Origin of the sequence: Ideonella sp., assembly GCF_041287625.1 — a bacterium.
In the GTDB taxonomy this organism is placed as follows: domain Bacteria; phylum Pseudomonadota; class Gammaproteobacteria; order Burkholderiales; family Burkholderiaceae_C; genus Ideonella.
In genome coordinates this window covers 242,447-262,047 of sequence record NZ_JBGGNH010000015.1, presented here as the reverse complement: position 1 = coordinate 262,047, position 19,601 = coordinate 242,447, and the positions used below count along the sequence as shown (strand labels likewise).

19 protein-coding genes and 1 pseudogene are annotated in these 19,601 nt (G+C 68.2%); 10 read left to right on the top strand and 10 right to left on the bottom strand.

The genetic code is table 11. The features are described from left to right. Window positions 1-23 precede the first annotated feature (23 nt). Together treZ and ACAH41_RS05445 are read right to left on the bottom strand one after the other, a co-directional pair. Window positions 24-1,958: a malto-oligosyltrehalose trehalohydrolase gene (treZ, locus tag ACAH41_RS05450; protein WP_370538210.1), complete on the bottom strand. Its 1,935-nt coding sequence runs from the start codon at window positions 1,956-1,958 to the stop codon at window positions 24-26. 8 nt (window positions 1,959-1,966) lie between these two features. Further along, window positions 1,967-3,172 (bottom strand): annotated as a pseudogene (locus ACAH41_RS05445) (glucose-1-phosphate adenylyltransferase); the annotation flags it as partial. Between the two features lie 123 nt (window positions 3,173-3,295). On the opposite strand from ACAH41_RS05445, the gene ACAH41_RS05440 reads away from it, so the two are divergent. Then, the gene (locus ACAH41_RS05440; protein WP_325653714.1) at window positions 3,296-3,598 is read left to right on the top strand and encodes a nucleotidyltransferase family protein; all 303 of its coding nucleotides are present in this window, start codon (window positions 3,296-3,298) and stop codon (window positions 3,596-3,598) included. Further along, entirely contained in the window at window positions 3,595-4,008 is a 414-nt protein-coding gene (locus ACAH41_RS05435; protein WP_370538209.1) for a DUF86 domain-containing protein, read from the top strand. The genes ACAH41_RS05440 and ACAH41_RS05435 overlap by 4 nt, the downstream gene beginning before the upstream one ends. 18 nt (window positions 4,009-4,026) lie before the next feature. Here ACAH41_RS05435 and ACAH41_RS05430 read toward each other — a convergent pair whose 3' ends face one another. The 5 genes from ACAH41_RS05430 to ACAH41_RS05410 form a co-directional block, all read right to left on the bottom strand. Continuing rightward, complete coding sequence (locus tag ACAH41_RS05430; protein ID WP_325653721.1) at window positions 4,027-5,259, bottom strand: glycoside hydrolase 100 family protein; 1,233 nt, start codon at window positions 5,257-5,259, stop codon at window positions 4,027-4,029. Window positions 5,260-5,287: 28 nt separating this feature from the next. Continuing rightward, complete coding sequence (gene treS / locus ACAH41_RS05425) at window positions 5,288-8,695, bottom strand: maltose alpha-D-glucosyltransferase (protein WP_370538211.1); 3,408 nt, start codon at window positions 8,693-8,695, stop codon at window positions 5,288-5,290. Between the two features lie 82 nt (window positions 8,696-8,777). Then, a complete protein-coding gene (locus ACAH41_RS05420) occupies window positions 8,778-10,853 on the bottom strand; it encodes a maltotransferase domain-containing protein (RefSeq protein WP_370538208.1) in 2,076 nt (691 codons plus the stop codon). 68 nt (window positions 10,854-10,921) lie between these two features. Next, on the bottom strand, window positions 10,922-11,332 hold the full coding sequence (locus tag ACAH41_RS05415; protein ID WP_325652912.1) for a hypothetical protein: 411 nt from the start codon (window positions 11,330-11,332) through the stop codon (window positions 10,922-10,924). Between the two features lie 132 nt (window positions 11,333-11,464). Next, window positions 11,465-11,683: a hypothetical protein gene (locus ACAH41_RS05410; RefSeq protein WP_325652913.1), complete on the bottom strand. Its 219-nt coding sequence runs from the start codon at window positions 11,681-11,683 to the stop codon at window positions 11,465-11,467. Between the two features lie 302 nt (window positions 11,684-11,985). Between ACAH41_RS05410 and ACAH41_RS05405 the strand changes: the two genes are divergently transcribed. Then, window positions 11,986-12,660 carry a hypothetical protein gene (locus ACAH41_RS05405; protein ID WP_325652915.1) on the top strand — a complete coding sequence of 225 codons (675 nt, stop codon included), beginning with the start codon at window positions 11,986-11,988 and terminating at the stop codon, window positions 12,658-12,660. On the opposite strand, the gene ACAH41_RS05400 is transcribed toward ACAH41_RS05405, so the two are convergent. After that, a complete protein-coding gene (locus tag ACAH41_RS05400) occupies window positions 12,644-14,344 on the bottom strand; it encodes a methyl-accepting chemotaxis protein (protein WP_325652917.1) in 1,701 nt (566 codons plus the stop codon). The two genes, ACAH41_RS05405 and ACAH41_RS05400, sit on opposite strands and share 17 nt — an antisense overlap. Before the next feature lie 110 nt (window positions 14,345-14,454). Next, window positions 14,455-14,886, bottom strand: a complete 432-nt coding sequence (locus ACAH41_RS05395; RefSeq protein ID WP_325652919.1) for a PACE efflux transporter — start codon at window positions 14,884-14,886, stop codon at window positions 14,455-14,457. A 95-nt stretch (window positions 14,887-14,981) separates the two neighbouring features. Between ACAH41_RS05395 and ACAH41_RS05390 the strand changes: the two genes are divergently transcribed. The 4 genes from ACAH41_RS05390 (at window position 14,982) to ACAH41_RS05375 (ending at window position 17,407) form a co-directional block, all read left to right on the top strand. Further along, the gene (locus ACAH41_RS05390) at window positions 14,982-15,875 is read left to right on the top strand and encodes a LysR family transcriptional regulator (protein WP_325652921.1); all 894 of its coding nucleotides are present in this window, start codon (window positions 14,982-14,984) and stop codon (window positions 15,873-15,875) included. Between the two features lie 33 nt (window positions 15,876-15,908). Beyond that, window positions 15,909-16,664, top strand: coding sequence for a GNAT family N-acetyltransferase (locus ACAH41_RS05385; protein WP_325652923.1), 756 nt, complete (start codon window positions 15,909-15,911; stop codon window positions 16,662-16,664). Between the two features lie 171 nt (window positions 16,665-16,835). Next, entirely contained in the window at window positions 16,836-17,279 is a 444-nt protein-coding gene (locus tag ACAH41_RS05380) for a VOC family protein (protein WP_325652924.1), read from the top strand. Further along, complete coding sequence (locus tag ACAH41_RS05375; protein ID WP_325652926.1) at window positions 17,276-17,407, top strand: hypothetical protein; 132 nt, start codon at window positions 17,276-17,278, stop codon at window positions 17,405-17,407. Before ACAH41_RS05380 ends, ACAH41_RS05375 begins: the two co-directional genes overlap by 4 nt. Window positions 17,408-17,471: 64 nt before the next feature. Here ACAH41_RS05375 and aqpZ read toward each other — a convergent pair whose 3' ends face one another. After that, window positions 17,472-18,155, bottom strand: a complete 684-nt coding sequence (aqpZ, locus tag ACAH41_RS05370; RefSeq protein ID WP_325652928.1) for an aquaporin Z — start codon at window positions 18,153-18,155, stop codon at window positions 17,472-17,474. 111 nt (window positions 18,156-18,266) lie between these two features. On the opposite strand from aqpZ, the gene ACAH41_RS05365 reads away from it, so the two are divergent. The 3 genes from ACAH41_RS05365 (at window position 18,267) to ACAH41_RS05355 (ending at window position 19,590) form a co-directional block, all read left to right on the top strand. Then, the gene (locus tag ACAH41_RS05365; protein ID WP_325652930.1) at window positions 18,267-18,599 is read left to right on the top strand and encodes a hypothetical protein; all 333 of its coding nucleotides are present in this window, start codon (window positions 18,267-18,269) and stop codon (window positions 18,597-18,599) included. Between the two features lie 59 nt (window positions 18,600-18,658). Beyond that, window positions 18,659-18,958 (top strand): hypothetical protein, encoded by a 300-nt coding sequence (locus ACAH41_RS05360; protein ID WP_325652932.1) that lies wholly within the window; start codon window positions 18,659-18,661, stop codon window positions 18,956-18,958. 311 nt (window positions 18,959-19,269) lie between these two features. Continuing rightward, window positions 19,270-19,590, top strand: coding sequence for a hypothetical protein (locus tag ACAH41_RS05355; RefSeq protein ID WP_325652934.1), 321 nt, complete (start codon window positions 19,270-19,272; stop codon window positions 19,588-19,590). Window positions 19,591-19,601 lie beyond the last annotated feature (11 nt).

Here is a 19,601-nt window from a genome sequence, read left to right as displayed (position 1 = left end):
CAGTGTCTTCAAGGGTGGATGATTCATTCGGTCTCGTCGTGCGTCCAGCGCCAACGCCCGGCCCAGGGCCCAAGCAGGCTTTCGGTCTGTTCGCCCAGCGTGAAGCCGTCGCCGGCGTACTGGCTGTCAGCCAGCGCGCCCAGTGGCGGCAGCGCCAGCGGGGCCGGGCCGAGGTTGGCCGCCATCAGCAGTTCGGCACCATCGTCGAAGCGCCAGCGAAGCAGCAGGCCGCAGCCGCCGATCAGCTTGGCTTCATGGTTACCGTGGCGCAACTGCGGCAGGCGCGGCATGAGCACGCGGGCGCGCCAGGCCAGCAGGCGCTGGTGGAACAGCCACCAGGCTTGTGCAGCGGGTTGTTGCGGCACGGCAGCCGGGTCCAGCTTGCAGCGGAGTGGCGTGGCTTCGTCGCAGGGGTCGGGGATGCGGGCGCGGGTGGCGGCGTCGGCAAAGGCCGAGAAGTGGGCAAACTCGCGCCGCCGGCCTTCGCGCACGATGTCCTGCAGCTCGCCCTGCCAGTCGGCGAAGTAGAGGAACGGCGTGTCGCTGCCCCACTCCTCGCCCATGAACAGCAGCGGCACGGGCGGGCTCAGCAGCAGCAACGCGGCGGCCAGGCGGCGCGCGGCTTCGTCGGGCACCAGCGTGGCCAGCCGCTCGCCAAACGCGCGGTTGCCGATCTGGTCGTGGTTCTGCAGGAAGTTGACGGTGGCGGGCAGCGGCACCGGCTCGGTGGCGTCCCGCCGAGGGTTGGCGGCGCGGGCCTCATCAGCGTTCAGGTGCGGCTCGCCCACGCGCGCGAAGCCCAGCGACAGGCAACGCGTCAGTTGCGCCAGCGGCTGGTCCTTGTATTCGGCGTAATAGCCTTCGGTTTCGCCGGTCAGCAGCACGTGCAGCGCGTGGTGGAAGTCGCCGCTCCACTGGCCGTCGTAGGCGCCGGGCTGCGGCTGGCCGGGCAGGCGGCGCAGGTCGTTGCTGTCGTTCTCCAGCACCAGGTGGACGTGGCGGCCGGTGACCTGCTCGCGCACGCGCAGCGAGATTTCTTCGAGGATGTCGGGCGAGCTGTTGTCCTTCATCGCATGCACGGCGTCCAGGCGCAGGCCGTCGAGGCGGAATTCTTCCAGCCAGTAGAGCGCGTTGTGGATGAAAAACGCGCGCACCGCAGCGCTGTGCTCGCCATCGAAGTTGATGGCCTTGCCCCAGGCGTTGTGGTGGCGCTCGGTGAAGAAGCCGGGCGCGTACAGCGGCAGGAAATTGCCGGACGGGCCGAAGTGGTTGTAGACCACGTCCAGCATCACCATCAGCCCCAGCGCATGCGCACTGGCGACGAAGCGCTTCAGCGCTTCCGGCTCGCCATAGGCCGGGTGCGGCGCATACGGCAACACGCCGTCGTAGCCCCAGCCGAAGCGGCCGGGCGCGCTGGCCAGCGGCATCAGCTGCACGCAGGTGACGCCCAATGCCTGCAGCCGTGGCAACTGTGCCGCTGCGGCGTCCAGCGTGCCCTCGGGCGTGAAGCAGCCGGGGTGCAGTTCGTAGCAGACGGCTTCATGCCAGGGCCTGCCTCGCCAGGCGGCCTCGGTGGCGGGCCATTCGAAGGCCAGGGAGTCGCATAGCACCGAGGGCTCGAACACGCCTTGCGGGTTGCTGCGCGAGGCCGGGTCGGGCACCGCCTGCTCGCCGTCGTCGCCACGCACCAGCCACTGGTAACGGTCGCCGGCCCGGGCTTCGGGCAGCACCAGCTCGCGCCAGCCGTCGGCGCTGACCGGTGCGGCCACACGCAGCGCCGCGGCCTGGCCTTCCAGGCGCAGCGAGACTTCCAGCGGTGCCGGTGCCCAGAGGCGAAAGCGCGCCCCGCCGTCCGGCAGCAGGGAGGCGCCGAACGGCATGCTGTGTTCAAACCCGAGGCGGCGGGGCTGCACCGCCGCCTCAGCTGTCGTGCCGACCCGGGCCTGCTCGTCGATCATGCCGGGCGCCGGAAATGGCCGCGCGGCACGACGACCACGCCCCCGGGGCTGACGTGGAAGCGCATGCGGTCGAAGGCTTCGTCATGGCCGATGCGTTCGCCCGGCGGGATGTGGTTGTCCTGGTCGACGATGACCCGCCGCAGCGACGCACCAGCGCCGATCACGCAGCGGTCCATCACGATGCAATGGTCCAACTCCGCGCCCGGTTGCAGCTGCACCGCGCGGCGCAGCGTGGCATGGTCCAGCCGCGCGCCGTCGACCACGCAGCCCGAGCCGACCACCGAGCGGCGGATCAGGCCGGCCTCGATCTGCGCCGATTCAGACGCATCCTGCGAGCCGTAGATGGGCCACTGCGGGTTGGTCATGCGAAAGCGCGGCTGCACGCCCAGCGTGTCCAGGTGGGCTTCGAAGTAGGCGTCGATGGTGCCCACGTCGCGCCAGTAGGCCGGCTCTTCGTAGGCATGGGTGCCGGGCACCTGGTTCTCGGCGAAGTCGTAGGCCAGCAGGCGGTGGCTTTTGACCAGGCGCGGCAGCAGGTGGCTGCCGAAGTCGGTTTCGCCGGCCTCGGCGCCGCGGCGCAGTTCACGCAGCAGCACCTCGGTGGAAAACAGGTAGTTGCCCATCGAGGCCAGCGCGTGCGTGGGCCGCGAGGCCATGCCGCGCGTCTGGGCCGGCTTCTCGCGGAAGTCGACGATGCGCAGCTGCGCGTCGGTCTCGACGATGCCAAAGCCGCTGCAGCGCTCGCAAGGCACCGGCACGGTGGCGACGGTCACGTCGGCCCGGTCGCGCACATGCGCGTCCAGCATCTGGCGCAGGTCCATGCGGTAGACATGATCGGCACCGAAGACGGCGACGTATTCCGGCGCCATCTGCTCGATCAGGTGGATGTTCTGCCACACCGCGTCCGCGGTGCCGAGGTAGCCGTGTTCGCTGGTCGGCGCGGGCGGCACCACGTGCACGAAATTCGCCGGCAGGTAGGGCGCCGAGGTCCACGCTTGTCGCACATGCTCGGCCAGCGACTGGGCCTGGTACTGCACCAGCAGCTGCACCGAGCTGAGCCCGGAATTCAGCAGGTTGCTGAGCACGAAGTCCACCAGCCGGTGCTTGCCATTGAACGGCACCGCCGGTTTGCAGCGTTCATGCGTCAAGGCGTGCAGCCGCGTGCCCTGGCCGCCAGCCAGGACAATGCCCAACGTTTTGTGTATCGATGCCATGTCGCTCCTGCGAGGGCCGTTGAAGGAAGAGGGTTTCAACGGAGACGGCAATCGGCGTGCCGTGTCAGATGGCACGCACCTGGGTTGTGGGGATTGGCGACAGGCGGTCTATGATTTGTGCTCATGAAGCCCTCGCAAGTCCTCCAAGAGCAGCACGACCGGATCGTGGCGATCATGCGCGAGCATGCGCGACTGTCGAACCTGCGCGTGTTTGGTTCGGTGGCGCGTGGTGAGGACACCGATGCCAGCGACATCGACTTTGTGGTGGACCCCGCGCCCCACACCACCTTGCTGGACCTGGCTGGGTTGCGGTTGGACTTGCAGGGCCTCTTCGGCCCTTACCGAATCAAAGTGGACTTGGCCACCCCGCGCGCGCTGCCCAAGCGGGCACGCGAGCAGATCCTCAGCGAGGCCAAGCCGGTATGAGTTATCAGCCGCGCTTGCTGGATTACCTCGAGCACATGGAGGAAGGGCTGGAGGTGGCGACCCAGGCGCTGGCTGACGTTGAAGAGAACGTCTTCGTCAACGAACATGCCAGTGTTCGCCTGATTGCTTTCGGGGTGCGTGCCGCGATCCTGCAGATTGGCGAAGCAGCGATCTCCATTCACAAGCGATATCGCGCCTTCGAGGATGCTCATCCCGAAGTTGAATGGGCCAAGATCGGCGACATGCGCAACTTCCTGGCGCATGAGTATTTCGCCGTGGACTATCAGTTGATCTGGGATGCGGTGAAGCACTTCATGCCCATCCTGCAGGCGCAACTGCCTGCGCTTCGTTCGCATGCCGAAAAGCTGGAGCCGCCTTCAAGCCAGCCAGCCTACCGCCCGAAGCCCTGATGATGACGGCGCGGGCCGTCAGCCCTCGGTCGGCGGCAATGGGCTCGGCGCCGGGGTGAGCGTGGCACTCAGCGCGCGTTGTGCCAGCAGGTAGGTCGCGGCATTCCAGCTCTGGCCAAGCATGCCCATGGGCGCCAAGGTCTGGCCATGCAGCCATTCGGTGAAGCGCCACTGGTCCAGCCGGTTGACCTCGGCCAGGCGGAGCAGCGCGTCGCGGGCGGCAGAGGCCTGGCCGAGCTTGGCCAGGGCCATGACCCAGAAGCCGCCGACGAAGGGCCAGATGCCGCCGTTGTGGTACTGGTGCGGATGGTTCTGCTGGTGGCGGCCCATGTAGGCGCGCCAGAGTTCGTCGTCTTCGGCGATGGGCGTGGTGACCACGCGCACAGGGTGCGGATCGGCCACGCCGGCTTGCTGCAGCGCGCGCAGGATCTGCTGCGCCATCGGCCGGTTGGCCAGGCCGTAGAGCACGGCCAGCAGGTTGCCGAACACGTCACCTTCGTCACCGGCAAACGAGAGGTTGACGAAGCTCAGGTACAGCTCGGGATGCTGGCGCTCGCGCCGGGCGTAGTGGCTCAGCAGCCGGGCGCGGCGGTAGTCCGGCAGGTCGCCCTGCTGCGGGTGGAACAGGTGGTTGAAGTGGTAGCGGGTTTCACTCAGTTGCGGCAAACCGTACAGCGTCTTGACCTGGAACCACAGCGCGTTGGTGTACAGCACAAAACCGGAGCGCGGCATGATGTCGGCCCAGTCGCTGGCTTCGTTCTGCTGCAGCAGGAAAAAGCGCTGGTGCTCCTGCGCCTGCAGCCACTGGATGGCCAGCGCGACCTGCGGTGCCCAGGCCTCGGTCTCGTGGGCCAGCGGGCTGGCCTGTCGCACGTGCTGCAGTGCGATCAGCCACCACAGCGTGGCGTCGATGCAGCCGAGGTACCAGAAGTCGGCGTCGCGGCCTTCCGGGTCCACGTACTTCGGGATCTGCCCGTTGGGCGCCTGGAACTGCACCAGCGAGGCCAGGCTGTCCACCGCGGCGCGCTCCAGCGCCGGCAGGCCGCTGCCGGCCATGGCCAGCACGCAAATGGCGGCGTCCCGGCCGAAGATGCGGGTGTAGCTGCGTGCCTCGGCCGCGGCGGTGCGGGTGGCCGCCAGCACGCCTTGCGGCGACAGATTGCGTTCCAGCAGTTGCCACGAGCGGCGCGCGCCTTCATCGATCAGTGCGTGGCCGGTGAGTGGCGGGGACGGGCTGGTCGTGAGCAACACAAGGCGGTCCTTTCGTTGAGCGGCCTGTCTAGCCGGCCGAGGCTTGTTCGACCAGACCCAGCATGCCCTGCAAAGGGATGCAGGCCCAGTCGGGCCGGTGGTCCAGTTCGTAGCGCAGTTCGTAGAAGGCCTTCTCCAGCTCGTACAGGCCGAGCAGGCCCTGGCCGGGCACCAGCGCATGGTCGTACAGGGCCAGGCCGCCGGCCGAGGTGCTGGAGCGCGCCGCTTCATCGTAGCCGGCCAGGAAGGCTGCGCGGGCTTCGCTTTCCCATTGTTGCGAAAGCGGCGCCAGCTGGGCCATGTGTTCGCCGGTGGTGGCTGCAGCGCGCAGCGCGGCCAGGCGGGCGTAGCTGAACGAGCGCAGCATGCCGGCCACGTCGCGCAGCGGCGAGTCCTTGGCGCGGCGCTCGTGCACGCTGCGGCCGGGCTCGCCCTCCAGGTCGGTGATGACGAAGTCGTCCTTGGTCAGCAGCACCTGGGCCAGGTGGTAGTCACCGTGGTAGCGGCTTTTCCAGGCGGCGGGCGGCCGGGCGGCGTGGGCCGTGAGGCGCTCCAGCAGGTGCTCGCGCAGTGCCAGCACGCCGGCCACCTCGTCGCCGCAGGCGCCGGTGAGCTCGCCCTGGCGTGACTGCAGCTTGTCCAGCACCGCTTCGCCATCGGCGGCCACGCGCTGCACATGGGCCTGCAGGTCCGCGGCGGTCAGCGGCTCGGGGTCGAAGGCCGGGTCGCCGGTCGGTTTCGCCAGGGCCTGGTGCAGTTCGGCCGTGCGCTGGCCCAGTGTGCGGATCAGCGCCAGGTAGCCGGCGTGGCCTTGCGGCGGCTCGCCGCTGGCCATGCACAGCTCCAGGTAGCGCTGCAGGTAATGGGTGCTGTAGGCCCAGCCGTCGCCCTGGTTGACCACATAGGCCTGCAGGCAGGCCAGCGTGGTGCTGCGGCCTTCGGCGTCCACGTGCTCCAGCGTGCCGGCCAGCGGCACGCAGTTCGGGAACTGCGCGACCTCGGTCAGGAAGCGGCCCATCTCGACTTCGGGGTTCAACCCGGCACGGGCGCGGCGGTAGCCTTTGAGGAACAGCTTGTCGCCCAGCGTGACGATGGTGTTGCTGGTCTGCGCCTTCACACGGGTGACCGCCAGGTTGCCGACCTCCTCGCCGCCCAGTTCGGCAAAGGCGCGTGTGGCGCGGAAGCGGAACTCGCCCGCTTCGCCGGCCGCGTCCAGCCCGGCGCCCATGGCCGCGACGACGGCGCGGCAGAAGCCTTCGTCGGCGTATGCATCGGCCATCACGCCGACGCGGCCTTGCTGGCGCACGCGGGTGATGGCGGCGGGTGACAGCTGGCGCCAGCGGTCTTCGTCGCCACCGTCTTCCCAGGCGAGTGCCAGCGGCACGAAGTAGCGCGGTGGCTCGGCTTCGGTGGCCGGCTGCGCGGCGCTGCCCTCTGCCGTCACCAGAGGCAGCAGCCAGCTCTCCCCGTGCGCGACCAGGCCGGCCACGCCATCCGCCGGGCCGGGCGCCCAGACGCAGCGCTCGGCCAGCTTTGCGCTGGCAATGCCCTCGCCGTGCGCGGCATACCAGCGCTGGCCTTCGATGTGGCGCGGCAGCGTCTCGTTTTCCAGCCGCGCGCGGATCTTCAATGCGAGGCCGGTGCGCGAGGGCAGCACACGCTCGGGAAACAGGCTGCGCCAGCCGTCGAACAGGACCAGCACCGGCCGGTCGTCCGGCAGCGGCGTGGTGTGCCAGGCGGGCACCTGCGCGTTCTCGGCCAGGCGGAACCAGAAGAAGCCGTAGGCCGGCAGCGTCAGCAGGTAGGGCAGGTCCGAGACCGGCGGGAACGGCGTGCGGCCGATCATTTCCACCAGCACGCGGCCGCGGTACTTCGACAGGTCCAGCTCCACCGGCTGCGCACTGCGCGCCAGGTTGGCCACGCAGAGGATGGTTTCGCCTTCGTACTCGCGCAGGTAGGCCAGCACCTTGCGGTTGCCCGGCGTGAGGAAGACCAGCTCGCCGCGGCCGAAGGCGCGGGTGCCCTGGCGCACGCTGAGCAGGCGGCGCATCCAGTTCAGCAGCGAGGAGGGGTCGCGGGTCTGCGACTCGACGTTGACCGCCTGGTAGCCGTAGATCGCGTCCATGATGGGCGGCAGGTACAGGCGCTGCGGGTCGGCGCGGCTGAAGCCGGCGTTGCGGTCCGGGCTCCATTGCATGGGGGTGCGCACGCCGTTGCGGTCGCCGACGTAGACGTTGTCGCCCATGCCCAGCTCGTCGCCGTAGTAGATGATGGGCGAGCCGCGCATCGACAGCAGCAGGCTGTTCATCAGCTTGATGCGCTCCTGGTCGTTGTCCAGCAGCGGCGCCAGGCGCCGGCGGATGCCGACGTTGATGCGCGCCCGCGGGTCGGCCGCGTAGGTGCTGTACATGTAGTCGCGTTCCTTGCTGGTCACCATCTCCAGCGTCAGCTCGTCGTGGTTGCGCAGGAAGATGGCCCACTGGCAGCTGTCGGGGATGTCCGGTGTCTGCTGCATGATCTCGACGACCGGGAAACGGTCTTCCTGGGCGATGGCCATGTACATGCGCGGCATCAGCGGGAAGTGATAGGCCGCATGGCATTCGTCGCCGTCGCCGAAGTATTCGCGCACATCCTCGGGCCACTGGTTGGCCTCGGCCAGCAGGAAGCGGCCGGGGTATTCGCGGTCGATCGCCGCGCGCAGCTGCTTGATGATGGCGTGCGTCTCGGGCAGGTTCTCGCTGGTGCTGCCTTCGCGCTCGACCAGGTAGGGAATCGCGTCCAGCCGGAAGCCGTCCACGCCCAGGTCCAGCCAGAAGCGCATGATCTGCAGGATGGCTTCCAGCACGGCCGGGTTGTCGTAGTTCAGGTCCGGCTGGTGGCTGAAGAAGCGGTGCCAGAAATAGGCGCCGGCCACCGGGTCCCAGGTCCAGTTGGAGGTCTCGGTGTCGGTGAAGATGATGCGCGTGCCGAGGTACTTCTGGTTGGTCTCGCTCCAGACGTAGAAGTCCCGCTCGGGCGAGCCGGGCGGGGCGCGGCGCGCGGCCTGGAACCAGGGGTGCTGGTCCGAGGTGTGGTTGATGACCAGCTCGGTGATGACCTTGAGGTCCCTCTTGTGGGCCTCTTCCAGCATCAGCTTGAAGTCGTCCAGCGTGCCGTATTGCGGGTGCACATCGGTGTAATAGGCGATGTCGTAGCCGTCGTCGCGCAGCGGCGAAGGGTAGAAGGGCATCAGCCAGATGGTGTTGACGCCCAGCTCCTTCACATAGTCCAGCCGGCTGGCCAGGCCGAGGAAGTCGCCCACGCCATCTTCGTTGGAGTCCACGAAGGCCTTGACGTTGAGCTGGTAGACGACCGCGTCCTTGTACCAAAGCGCAGGGTCGGTCGGCACCGGGGCGACGGCGCCGGCGTCCAGCGTGGCGGTGCCGGCGGGCACCATGGCCGGCGACTGCGCGGCCTGCAGCGATGCGTCGGGCGTGTCGAGCTTGGGCGTTTGTGGCGCGTTCATCGTGCGGGCCCTTTCAGGCGAAGTCCTTGAAGTCCTGCTCGTTGCGCGGGTGCGTGCGCACGTGGAACACGTGGGCCGGCGTGCGCGCCGGGTCGAGGATCACGAAGTTGCGCGGCCCTTGCCACAGGAAGTGCTGGTCGTTGAGCAGGTCGTCGACGCGGAACGGCGTGTCCGCCGCCAGCCGCATCGCCGCCAGGTCCAGGTCCACCCAGCCGACCTGGATCTGCTGCGGGTCCAGGTTCAGCACCACCAGCATCAGGTCGCGGCGCGCGTGGTCGTGCTTGGACCAGACGAGCAGCTGGTCGTTGTCGCTGCGGTGGAAGCGCAGGCCGGCGTTGTCCTGCAGCGCGGGGTGCTCGCGGCGCAGGCGGTTGATGCGGGCGATCAGGTTGCGCAGGCTGTCGGGTGCGTCCAGCTGCCAGTGGCGCAGCTGGTATTTCTCGGAGTCCAGGTACTCCTCGCTGCCCGGTTTGGCGGGCCGGTTTTCCAGCAGCTCGTAGGCCGGGCCGTAGATGCCGTAGCTGGCGGCCAGCAGCCCGGCCAGCACCAGGCGCAGCGAGAACATGGCCCGGTTGGCACCGTGCAGCTGCTCGTTGAGGATGTCGGGCGTGTTGGGCCAGACGTTGGGACGGAAGTAGTGCCGGCCCGGGCCCTGGGACAGCTCGGTGAAGTAGTCGGTCAACTCCTGGCGGGTGTGGCGCCAGGTGAAGTAGGTGTAGGACTGGCTGAAGCCGAGCTTGGCCAGCCGGTGCATGACCTTGGGCCGGGTGAAGGCCTCGGCCAGGAAGATCAGCTCGGGGCGGTCCTGGCGCAGCTCGCCGATCACCCATTCCCAGAAGGCAAACGACTTGGTGTGCGGGTTGTCGACGCGGAAGATCGTCACGCCTTCGGCGATCCAGTGCTCGAACACGCCTTTGAGCGCCTGCCACAGGCCGCGCCAGTCCTGGCACTCGAAGTCGAAGGGGTAGATGTCCTGGTACTTCTTGGGCGGGTTCTCGGCGTATTGCACGCTGCCGTCCGGCCGGTGGCGGAACCAGTCCGGGTGTTCGGCCACCCAGGGGTGGTCCGGTGCGCACTGGAAGGCGATGTCCATCGCCAGGTCGATGCCACGCTCCCTGGCGGCGTTGACCAGGCGGCGGAAGTCGTCCGCCGTGCCCAGCGCGGGCAGGATGGCCTCGTGCCCGCCTTCGGCCGCGCCGATGGCCCAGGGGCTGCCCACGTCGCCGTCCTCGGCCTGCAGCGTGTTGTTGCGCCCCTTGCGGCGCTCGCGGCCAATCGGGTGGATGGGCGGCAGGTACAGCACGTTGAAGCCCATCTCGGCGATGTAGGGCAGGCGGGCTTCAACGTCGGCGAAGGTGCCGTGCCGGCCGGGCTCCGGCGAGGCCGAGCGCGGGAACAGTTCGTACCAGCTGCTGTAGCGGGCGCGCAGCCGGTCGGCCACCAGTGGCAAAGGCTCGGGCGGATGCACCAGTTGCAGCGAACGGTCGGGGTGGCGGTCGGCCAGCTGGGCCAGCGTGGCGTCCAGCGCCAGTGCCTTCAGCGCGACCGGGTCGCTGGGCGCGGCACCGCCGGCCTGCAGCGCCTGCGCGCTGGCGAGCAAGGGCGCCACGTCCGGCCCCGGGCCGGCGCGCTCTGCGGCGTCCGCCAGCAGCCGGGCGCCGACACGGGCGGCGGCCTGGATGTCTTCCGGCTCCACGCGCCGGGCCAGCTCGCGGCGCCAGGACTGCAGGCCGTCCACCCAGGCGGCCACGCGGTAGCGGTAGCGGCCGGGCGCGGGCGGCACGAAGCAGGCGGTCCACACGTCGTTGCCGGCGGCGCTCATTTCCACTTCACGCCAGGCGCTGGTGTCTTGCAATCGTGCCGTTCGTTCCGGGCGCCACTGCAGCTTGGCCCGCACCTGGTCGTGGCCGTCGGTGAAGACATGGGCGCAGACCTCGAATGGCTCACCGGCCACGCACTTGGCGGCGAAGCGGCCGTTGTCGATGCCGGGCTGCACCGTGTCGATGACGACCCGCACGCGGCCATTGGGTGGCAGCTCGCGAGTTTCTTGGGCTTCGTGGACACGGGCTGGTACGGAGGCATCGGACATGCTGCCGGAGTTGGCAAACGGCATGCCGATGCGGCGCACGGACGGGCGCAGCGCCCAGGGTTCGGCGCTCAGGCGGCCACGACCCTGGAGGTGCTCGCTGCGCTGGCACCCGGATCCCTCTTCCCGGCGGCGTTGCGCTTGGGCGGATCCTTTTTCAAGACGCCCCGCGCCAGCAGGCTGCGCATCAGCGAAGGGGACAAGCTCACCACGCCCGGTCCGGCGTCGCCCACCCAGCGCAGCAGCACACGGCGCTGGGTGCGCTCCAGCGTGCACGGTCCGGCAGGGATCCGCAGCATCTCCTGGCCCGTCCGCTCCTCCAGGCCCAGGCTGCGGGTGAGCTGGGCCTTGATGCTGGGCGGCCGGCGAGTTCTCCGGGCTTCCATCGCGACAGGCGCCTCAAGGTGCTGCAGCGGCCGCAGCTGCGCGCGCGGCGCGGCCGGCGGCATCGCTGCAGCAGCGGGAAGAGACAGGTCCATCATCAAGGCGCTTTCCTGCCCGCACAGCAGCATGGGCAACACAGGGACAACCGGCCCGCCGGCCGAAACTCGGCACAGCGGGCCACCAGCCCGGCCGGGGCAAACGGCGTGCCGCCGGCCCGCGCACCTTCCTCCTCAGCGCTGCTGGTCAGAACCCGACTGCTTGCCGCCTTGCTGGCCGACGTTGCTCTGGCTGCGCTGCGAGTCCTTGCCGCCCTGCTGGCTCTGGGAGCCGCTGCGCTGTTGTTGCTGTTGCTGGTCCTGCGGCTTCTTCTGGTCGCTGCGCTGACCTTGCTGGCCCGCATCCTGTTGCTGCTGCTTTTGCTGTTCCTGACTTCGGTTTTGCTGATTCATCATGGTCTCCTAAGACGATGTGGTTCGGTCCAAACGCCGACGGTGTGCCGACGCTTCAGGTTCGGCAATCCCTGTGCCCAAGCCGGTCGGCCGCACCTCGCTGCGGCACCGTCGCCAGCGGCAGAAATTGCCGCAGGGCTGACCATCCCGGCCCATGGCTGCCGAGGATGTAACAGGCGGCATGCCACCCCTCATTTCCGCCAAAGACCAGGTGCAGGCGGGCCCTAAGGTTGCGTGCAATGCGTCGTGGAATGCCGGAGATGCCTGTGAAGCAATCTTTGTGGGCCCAGGGATGGGCCATCTTGAGCCTCGGTCTTGGGCTGAACCTGGCAGGTTTGCCGGTCGCTGCAGCGGAGGTGACCGCCCTGGAAACCAGCTGGCTGAAAGCCGTCTGGCCGGTGGTGGCCTTTGCCAGGGAAAGCCGGCTGCCGCTGGACATCGTGGTGCAGCCGCAGCCCGCTGCCGGCGCAGCGCCGATCGCGATGGCGTTTGTCGAAGGCCGCTGCAAGCTGGTCTTCACGCTGCGCGGCAACCCCGAAGCCCAGGCCACGCTGGCGGGCCTGGCGCCCGAGCTGCAGAACCCTGCGCTGGAACTGATGGCCGCGCACGAGCTGGCCCACTGCCGGCGCCACCTGGACGGCGCCTGGTACGGACTGCCGGCAGGCCTGTCCTGGCAAGAGCCCCAAGGCCTCGCCCCGGAGCTGCAGGCCGATTACCGCGAGATGAAGGCGGTGCGCCGCGAGGAGGGCTACGCAGACCTGGTCGGCCTGGCCTGGACCCAGCAGCACCACCCGGCGGCATACGCCGCGCTGCACGCTTGGCTGATGGCCGAGCGCAGCATCGACCGCATGCCCGGCACCCACCACGACACCGTCGCCTGGCTGCGCCTGGCCAGCCAGGGCGCCGGCCCGGCCGATCGCTCGATCTTCGCGGCGCCAGTGGCGATCTGGGAAGACGGCCTCAGCGCTGAGCCGTGACCGGGAGCTTGAACAGCGCCACGGCCTGTACCAGCTGTTGAGCCTGGGCGTTCAGGCTCTCCGCGGCAGCGGCGCTCTCTTCCACCAGCGCGGCGTTCTGCTGCGTGGCCTGGTCCATCTGGCTGACGGCCGTGCCCACCTGCTGCACGCCATGGCTCTGCTGCGTGCTGGCCGATGTGATCTCGGCCACGATGGTGCTGACATGCTGAATGGCGCTGACGATCTCGCCCATGGTCTTGCCCGCCTGATCGACCTGGACATTGCCCTGCTCGACCTGCGCCATGCTGCGACCGATCAAGGACTTGATCTCCTTGGCCGCCTCGGCGCTGCGCTGCGCCAGGCTGCGGACTTCGGAAGCCACCACTGCGAAGCCCCGGCCTTGCTCACCCGCGCGCGCGGCTTCCACCGCCGCATTCAACGCAAGGATGTTGGTCTGGAAGGCGATGCCGTCGATCACGCCGGTGATGTCGCCGATCCTGCGGCTGCTGTCGTTGATGCCCTGCATCGTTGTGACGACCTGGCCCACGACGCTGCCGCCCCGCTCGGCCACGGCACAGGCGCTGTGCGCCAGCTGATGGGCCTGCCTGGCGCTGTCGGCGTTGCTGCGCACGGTGCCACCCAGCTCGTCCATGGTGGCCGCGGTCTGCTGCAGCGCGCTGGCTTGTTGTTCCGTGCGGCCTGACAAATCATGGTTGCCCTGCGCAATCTGTGCACTGGCCGTGGCCACGCCTTCGGCCGAGCTGCGCACCAACGCCACGGAGTTCGCAAAACTGGCGGCCAGCTGCCCCAGTGCGCCCATCACGCTGCTCGCATCCGCCTTGTCCGCGCCTCCCGCGGCGGGGCTCACGATCAGATCGCCTTGCGCAATGCTGCGCATCGTGGCGACGACGGCGTCCGGCTCCGCGCCCAGGCGGCGCCGGATCCACGATTGCGCGTAGAACAAGGAACCGATCGCCGACGCGAACATCAGTGCAAGGCTGACCAGCGCCGCCGCATACCAGCGCTGGCGCGAGGTGTTGGCAAGCGTCACCGCCGCTGCTGTGCGCTCGTCGAGCATGCCGAAGAACTCGTCGACCGGCTTCATGATCTTGGCCTTGTAGCGGTGGTAGTCGGCGTTGTGCATCATGGCCTGGGCTTGAGCCAAGTCGGGCTCGCCCTTCTTGCTGAAGCCGCCGTTGCCGTCCGCGTACAGGCCCTTGACCATGTTCATCGCGACGGTCTCCGTCTTGACCAGATCGTCAGAGTTCGCCGCGGCTTCCTTGAGCTTGGCAAATTCGGCTTCCGTGAAGCCGGCGGCCTTCATGCTGTCCAGCAGGGACACGCTGGTGCTGCTGCCTTCGTGGCCAGGCCCGGAGGGCACGGTGCCGGCGGCGCGAAAGTCCCAGTAGATTCTTTCGTAGCCGGGCGGGCGCGGCTTCTTGCCGTTGCGGATGTCCAGCACCTCGAAGTACTGCTGTTCCCACATGGGGTCGCCGCTGACGACGTAGGTGCGCGCCAGGCGGGTCAGGTCATCGGAGCTCTGTCGCAATTCGTCGGCCAGCAGCGCAGAGACATGGCGCGACTCATGCGCGACGGACAGCCTGTCGCTTGCCGCGCCAACCTGGTAGATCGACACGACGAGCAACAGCGCCGCGATGGCCGTGCTGATCAGTGCGGTTCCGAACAACTGCTTGATGGATCTCATTCTGGTTCTGCCTTGTGACGTCAGGAATGCACACACTCACGCTTGGGTGAGCCCTCGGCAGTGATATCGGAACGCCCGCGGCAAAGTTGACTGGCCTGTTCCTTCGTCGCTCAGGCCGCCGAGGCCGGCAGGCCGAACACCGAGTCGAAGGCCCAGTTGAAGAGGTAGGTGAAGACCAGGAAAAAGGCGATCAGGCCCATCTCCAGCGTCACCGCATGCCAGAAGCCAACCTGCAGCAGCCACATCATCACCGGCACCAGCAGCAGCGTCAGCCCGCCCTCGAACAGCAGCGCATGCACCGCCCGGCGCGCAAAGCTGCGGCCACGCCTGGCCTGCCGCGCTTCCCAGCGCTCGAACAGCGTGTTGAACAGTGCGTTCCACAGCACCGCGGCCACCGAAGCCGCCACCGCCACCGCGCCCGCGGCCTGCATCGGATGGCCCAGCGCCTGCATGATCAGGCTGTTGGCCCCGATGGCGCCGGCCTCGAAGATGGTCACGTACAGCACGCGTCGGCGCAGCCCTTGCAGTCCAGGCCCATTCATCGGGGCACCTCGTCCGGGAAAGTCAGAAAGAAGCCCGGAGACTAACGTTGGCAACTGAAGGCTGCCAGTCAACTGCTGTCAGCTAAGCTGATGGCATGTTCAGCAGCGAAGCCGTGCGCGTGTTCCTGGCCGTGGTCGACCACGGCTCGTTTTCGGCTGCGGCCCGCGCGCTGGGGCGCATGCCGTCGGCCGTCAGCATGGCGGTCGGCCAGCTGGAAGCCGAGCTGGACCTGCAGCTGTTCGAGCGCCAGGCCCGCAGCACCGTGCTCACGCCCGCCGGCCTGGCGCTGCTGCCGCAGGCGCGGCTGGCCGCCAGCCACCTGCAGCGCCTGGGCGCGCAGGCGCTGGCGCTGCATGAGGCGCCGCAGCCGAGGCTGTCCCTCGCGCTGGCGCCCGAGCTGGAAGGCGCCGGATGGAGCGCCCCGCTGGCCGCATTGGCCGAGGCCTTCCCGCCGCTGGCGCTGGACGTGCGCGTGCTGCCGCAGGCCGAGGCGATGGCGCTGCTGCGCGAAGGCGAGGTGCAGCTGGCGCTGGTCTTCGAGCGGCATGCGCTGGAAGCCTGGGAAGGCTTCGAGGAAGTGGGCTGCGAACTGCTGGTGGCCGTGGCCTCGCGCGCCTGGCTGGCCCAGGTCGCCGGCAACGCGCCGCTGCGCAGCGAAACCCTGCAGGAAACCCGGCAGATCCTGGTCGGCAGCCGGGCCGGTGAACACAACCCCCGCCTCATCCATTCGGCCAACCGCTGGGAAGCCGGCAGCCACATGGCGGCGATGCGCCTGGTCGAAGCCGGCCTCGGCTGGGCCTTCCTGCCGCGCGCCATGCTGCCGCCGTCCGGCCAGGGCGAGCTGGTCGAGCTGGCCTTCGACAACATGAGCAACCAGGTCTCGCTGTGGGTGGACGTGGTGTGGCACCGCGAGCGCCCGCTGGGCACCGTGGCGCAGCGCTACCTGGCGCTGCTGCGGGAGGGCCTGCGCGGCCAGCCGCCCCTATGATGCGGCGCTTCCGTCGCTTCACCGGTCCGCCTGATGTCGCCGCTGCACGCCCTCGAAACCGCCGCCTTCGCCGCCTGGCCCAGCCTCGAACACGAGGACCTCTTCGGCTGGCATTTGCGCTACGCCCAGGGCTACACCAAGCGCGCGAATTCGGCGAATGCGACAGCGGTGGCGCAAGACCTCTCACCCGCGCAGATCGCAGCCATCGAGGCCAGGTTCACAGAACGCGGCCTGCGCCCCATCTTCCGGCTCGCCTCGTTTGCCGCACCTGAAGGCACGGATTCGCGCCTGGCCGGCCTGGGCTACCAGTTCCTGGACCTGTCACTGGTCATGCGCCTTGCCGGTGAGCAGTTGCCCGCGCCCCACGAGGCCGCACCATTCACGGCCGCACCACTCACGTTCACCGACCCCGCCACCTGGCTCACCGCCTTCCAGCAAATCTCCGGCAAGCTCGGCCCCGACCAGGCCGTGCACCTGCAGATGCTGCAAGCCATCCGGCATCCCTGCGCCTTCGCCGTGCAGACCGATGCGGCTGGCAAACCGGTCTGTTGTGGCCTTGCTGTGCTCGTGGCCGGGCAGGTCGGCTTGTTCGACATTGCCACCCACTCGGAGCACCGCCGCCAGGGCCTGGCGAAGGCGCTCTGCCATTCGCTGCTGGCCTGGGGCCGCGAGCGCGGCGCTCAGGGGGCTTACCTGCAAGTGGTGGGCGCGAACGCCGGCGCCATCCGCCTGTACGAAACCATGGGGTTTCGGCGGGCTTATCACTACTGGTATCGGGTGAGGGTGTGACCGCGGGCTCGGATTCAGCCCAGAGCTTCTGGCATCGTGAAACATCACTTCATCCAATCGCTGCTCGCCTTCGCTGTCATGGCCTTTTCTGGATGTGCCAGCATTGCGGGGCGTACGCTGAGTGTCTGACTGGGCGCGGGGCCTCATGCGCTCGTTTACTGGAGACAGGTCATGCCCAGAACGTTGCCACCCAATCGCTCCATCCCCGACGCCGCGGTGATCCCTGTGCTGCACTATCCCAGCGTGCCGGAGGCCGTGGCCTGGCTGTGCGGCTGTTTCGGGTTCACCGAGCGGCTGCGGATCGGCACGCATCGCGTGCAATTGAATGCGCCTATGGGCTCGGGCGCGGTGGTAGTGGCGGATCGCGGCGAGGCCTCAGGCCACGCCGCCTCGGTCTCGGTGATGCTTCGTGTCGTCGACATCGACGCCTTGTTCCACGCCGCCTTCGCGGCGGGGGCCCGGGTGTTGCAATCGCCCGAGACGCATGTGTATGGCGAGCGGCAATGCACCGTGGCGGACCCCGGCGGCCACGTCTGGACCCTGACCGAATCGGTGGAGGACGTGCATCCGGCGTCCTGGGGTGGGGAGTACGTGGAGCCGGAGACACGCCAATGACTTTGCTCGCCATCATGTCGGGCCTGGTGGCTGTTTTTGCCGCGATTGCCTTGTGGATTCTTGCGATCGCGAGTCAACGCGAGCATGCCCGGCTGCTCGTAGGCACTGGTTCTGCGAGTCGTTGGTGATGCTGCTGCGCTGCCGGGCGGCTCTTGAAAAGCCAGGCGTGAAGCTTCTGGCCTGAGGGGATGCTCAGCGCTTGCCGATGACACGGTACACACCGGCCCCGATCAGTGCGCCGACGATTGGGGCGAGCCAGAAGGCCCACAGCTGTTCGACTGCCCAGCCGCCGACGAAGAGCGCCACGCCGGTGCTGCGCGCAGGGTTGACCGAGGTGTTGGTCACCGGGATGCTGATGAGGTGGATCAAGGTCAGGCACAGGCCGATGGCGATGGGTGCGAATCCCTTAGGTGCACGCTCGTCGGTGGCGCCGAGGATGACGATCAGGAACAGGGCCGTCATGACCACTTCGCACACCAGCGCGGCGAACAGGGAGTAGCTACCTGGCGAGTGCTCGCCGAACCCGTTGGATGCGAACCCGCCAGCGACGTCGAAGCCGGCCTTACCGGACGCGATGAGGAACAGCACGCCCCCTGCGGCCACGGCGCCCAGCACCTGGGCCACGATGTAAGGCACCAGCTCGCGCGCCGAGAATCGGCCGCCCGCCCACAGCCCGATGGAGACGGCCGGATTCAGGTGGCAGCCGCTGATGTGGCCGATCGCATAGGCCATCGTCAACACCGTCAAACCGAAGGCCAGCGACACCCCCAGGAGCCCAATGCCCACCCCTGGAAACGCGGCAGCCAGCACTGCACTTCCACAACCGCCCAGCACCAGCCAGAACGTGCCCACAAACTCTGCGGCATACCTTTGCATATCGACCTCCTCAATGAATTTCACGGATGACTTGCCGCAACCCGAATGGGCAGCAAGGGTGCGGTTTGTAGCTGCAGGCCGCCTGCGCTTGGGGGTTCAAAAAGCAGTTGCGTGACCCACCGCACGATCGCCGTCACCCATTGGAAGCAGGGCAACAAGACCGTGAACCAGTTCACGGGCTGGCGCCGCTCTCCGCCCACTGTGCGCGCCGCATCGAGGCGCCCGCCGGGATGGGTGGAGTTGCGTCGCGGGCTCGGGCTCAATCCTGGTGCCCGGTTGGAAGTGACGGAGGAGGCCGACGGACTCCGGCTGCGTGTGCAGCGTGCCGTGCCGCAGAGCGCCGTCAGCGAACTGGCCGGCATGGTCACGGCACCGTCGCGTGGCAAGCCGCGCAAGCTGGCCGATTTCGATCCTGCCGCGCCGACGACCAAGGCGCGCCGTTGAAACGCCGATGAAAGCCGTCGACACCAACGTGCTCGCGCGCTTCTTCGTCAACGACCCGGATGACGCCGAAGCAGCGGCCCGCGGCGGTGCGCGCGATGACGGGCCAGGTCTTCGTCAGCCTCACCGTCGTGCTGGAATTCGAAAGGGTGCTTCGGGGCTTCTACGAGCTGGGCCGCAAGGATGTGGTGGCCGTGATCCGCGCGTTGGCCGGCATGCCGCAGGTGCACATGGAAGCCCGGGACGAGCTTTTTGATGCTTGTGCTCGGGTAGCATCGCGCTGGTGCTGTGGGACGCTCTGCCACGTTCGGCCACCCATCCCCTCCTGCTCCGTTGCCACTGGAGGTGAGCTTACGGAGTGAGATCGAAGCGTTGACATCGAGCGCTGATGCGGCCAACTGCAGGTGGTTGTCGAAGAGCCTCCTGCTCAGATGCCAAGCCGGCCCGCTGGCGATGACCAAGTTGCAACAAGACCTGCAGGCGCGCGGTTGGTCCCTGGCGCCTCAAGTGGGTCGGTCCACGTTGTTCTGGCGAAAACGGGATGGGTTTGAGGCGCAGTGTGAAACTGCGGGTAAGGTCGCCTGTCGCGTTGAAATCTGGAGGCGACGTCCCGCGTAGCCGCTGTGGGGTCTGCCGAGCCAATGCACCGGAACGAAAGTGTCGAGGGCCTGCCTTGTTCAACTTCAATCATGAACGAATCCGCTCAATTCGCGACCGGGCGATTGGAGACCTGAAGTCCGTTCGCATTCAATGCGCGGATGAACGGTTGACACTCGATGCAAATCGTGCCGAGGTCATGGACCAATCCGAAACCGTCCAGCATGATGAATGGCGGGTTGACGCCTTCTATCTCACGCAGATCGTTCGAAACCTCCATGGCGAGTATTTCCTGCTGAAGACGACGGACGGCCGCCCCTACGTCAAGCATCTGACTCAGGCGCGCGCAAAGCTGGTCCTGAAGGCCAAATACAGATTGCCTGGCCAGCCGCGATGAGCGCTTGTTGA

What these genes read in the sequence shown, in the direction of transcription:
- treZ (WP_370538210.1), bottom strand. Translation starts at nt 1,958, where the DNA reads ATGATCGACGAGCAGGCCCGGGTCGGCACGACAGCTGAGGCGGCGGTG.
- ACAH41_RS05440 (WP_325653714.1), top strand. Translation starts at nt 3,296, where the DNA reads ATGAAGCCCTCGCAAGTCCTCCAAGAGCAGCACGACCGGATCGTGGCG.
- ACAH41_RS05435 (WP_370538209.1), top strand. Translation starts at nt 3,595, where the DNA reads ATGAGTTATCAGCCGCGCTTGCTGGATTACCTCGAGCACATGGAGGAA.
- treS (WP_370538211.1), bottom strand. Translation starts at nt 8,695, where the DNA reads ATGGTGCCCGCCGGCACCGCCACGCTGGACGCCGGCGCCGTCGCCCCG.
- ACAH41_RS05420 (WP_370538208.1), bottom strand. Translation starts at nt 10,853, where the DNA reads ATGTCCGATGCCTCCGTACCAGCCCGTGTCCACGAAGCCCAAGAAACT.
- ACAH41_RS05415 (WP_325652912.1), bottom strand. Translation starts at nt 11,332, where the DNA reads ATGATGGACCTGTCTCTTCCCGCTGCTGCAGCGATGCCGCCGGCCGCG.
- ACAH41_RS05410 (WP_325652913.1), bottom strand. Translation starts at nt 11,683, where the DNA reads ATGAATCAGCAAAACCGAAGTCAGGAACAGCAAAAGCAGCAGCAACAG.
- ACAH41_RS05400 (WP_325652917.1), bottom strand. Translation starts at nt 14,344, where the DNA reads ATGAGATCCATCAAGCAGTTGTTCGGAACCGCACTGATCAGCACGGCC.
- ACAH41_RS05395 (WP_325652919.1), bottom strand. Translation starts at nt 14,886, where the DNA reads ATGAATGGGCCTGGACTGCAAGGGCTGCGCCGACGCGTGCTGTACGTG.
- ACAH41_RS05390 (WP_325652921.1), top strand. Translation starts at nt 14,982, where the DNA reads ATGTTCAGCAGCGAAGCCGTGCGCGTGTTCCTGGCCGTGGTCGACCAC.
- ACAH41_RS05385 (WP_325652923.1), top strand. Translation starts at nt 15,909, where the DNA reads ATGTCGCCGCTGCACGCCCTCGAAACCGCCGCCTTCGCCGCCTGGCCC.
- ACAH41_RS05380 (WP_325652924.1), top strand. Translation starts at nt 16,836, where the DNA reads ATGCCCAGAACGTTGCCACCCAATCGCTCCATCCCCGACGCCGCGGTG.
- ACAH41_RS05375 (WP_325652926.1), top strand. Translation starts at nt 17,276, where the DNA reads ATGACTTTGCTCGCCATCATGTCGGGCCTGGTGGCTGTTTTTGCCGCG.
- aqpZ (WP_325652928.1), bottom strand. Translation starts at nt 18,155, where the DNA reads ATGCAAAGGTATGCCGCAGAGTTTGTGGGCACGTTCTGGCTGGTGCTG.
- ACAH41_RS05360 (WP_325652932.1), top strand. Translation starts at nt 18,659, where the DNA reads ATGACGCCGAAGCAGCGGCCCGCGGCGGTGCGCGCGATGACGGGCCAG.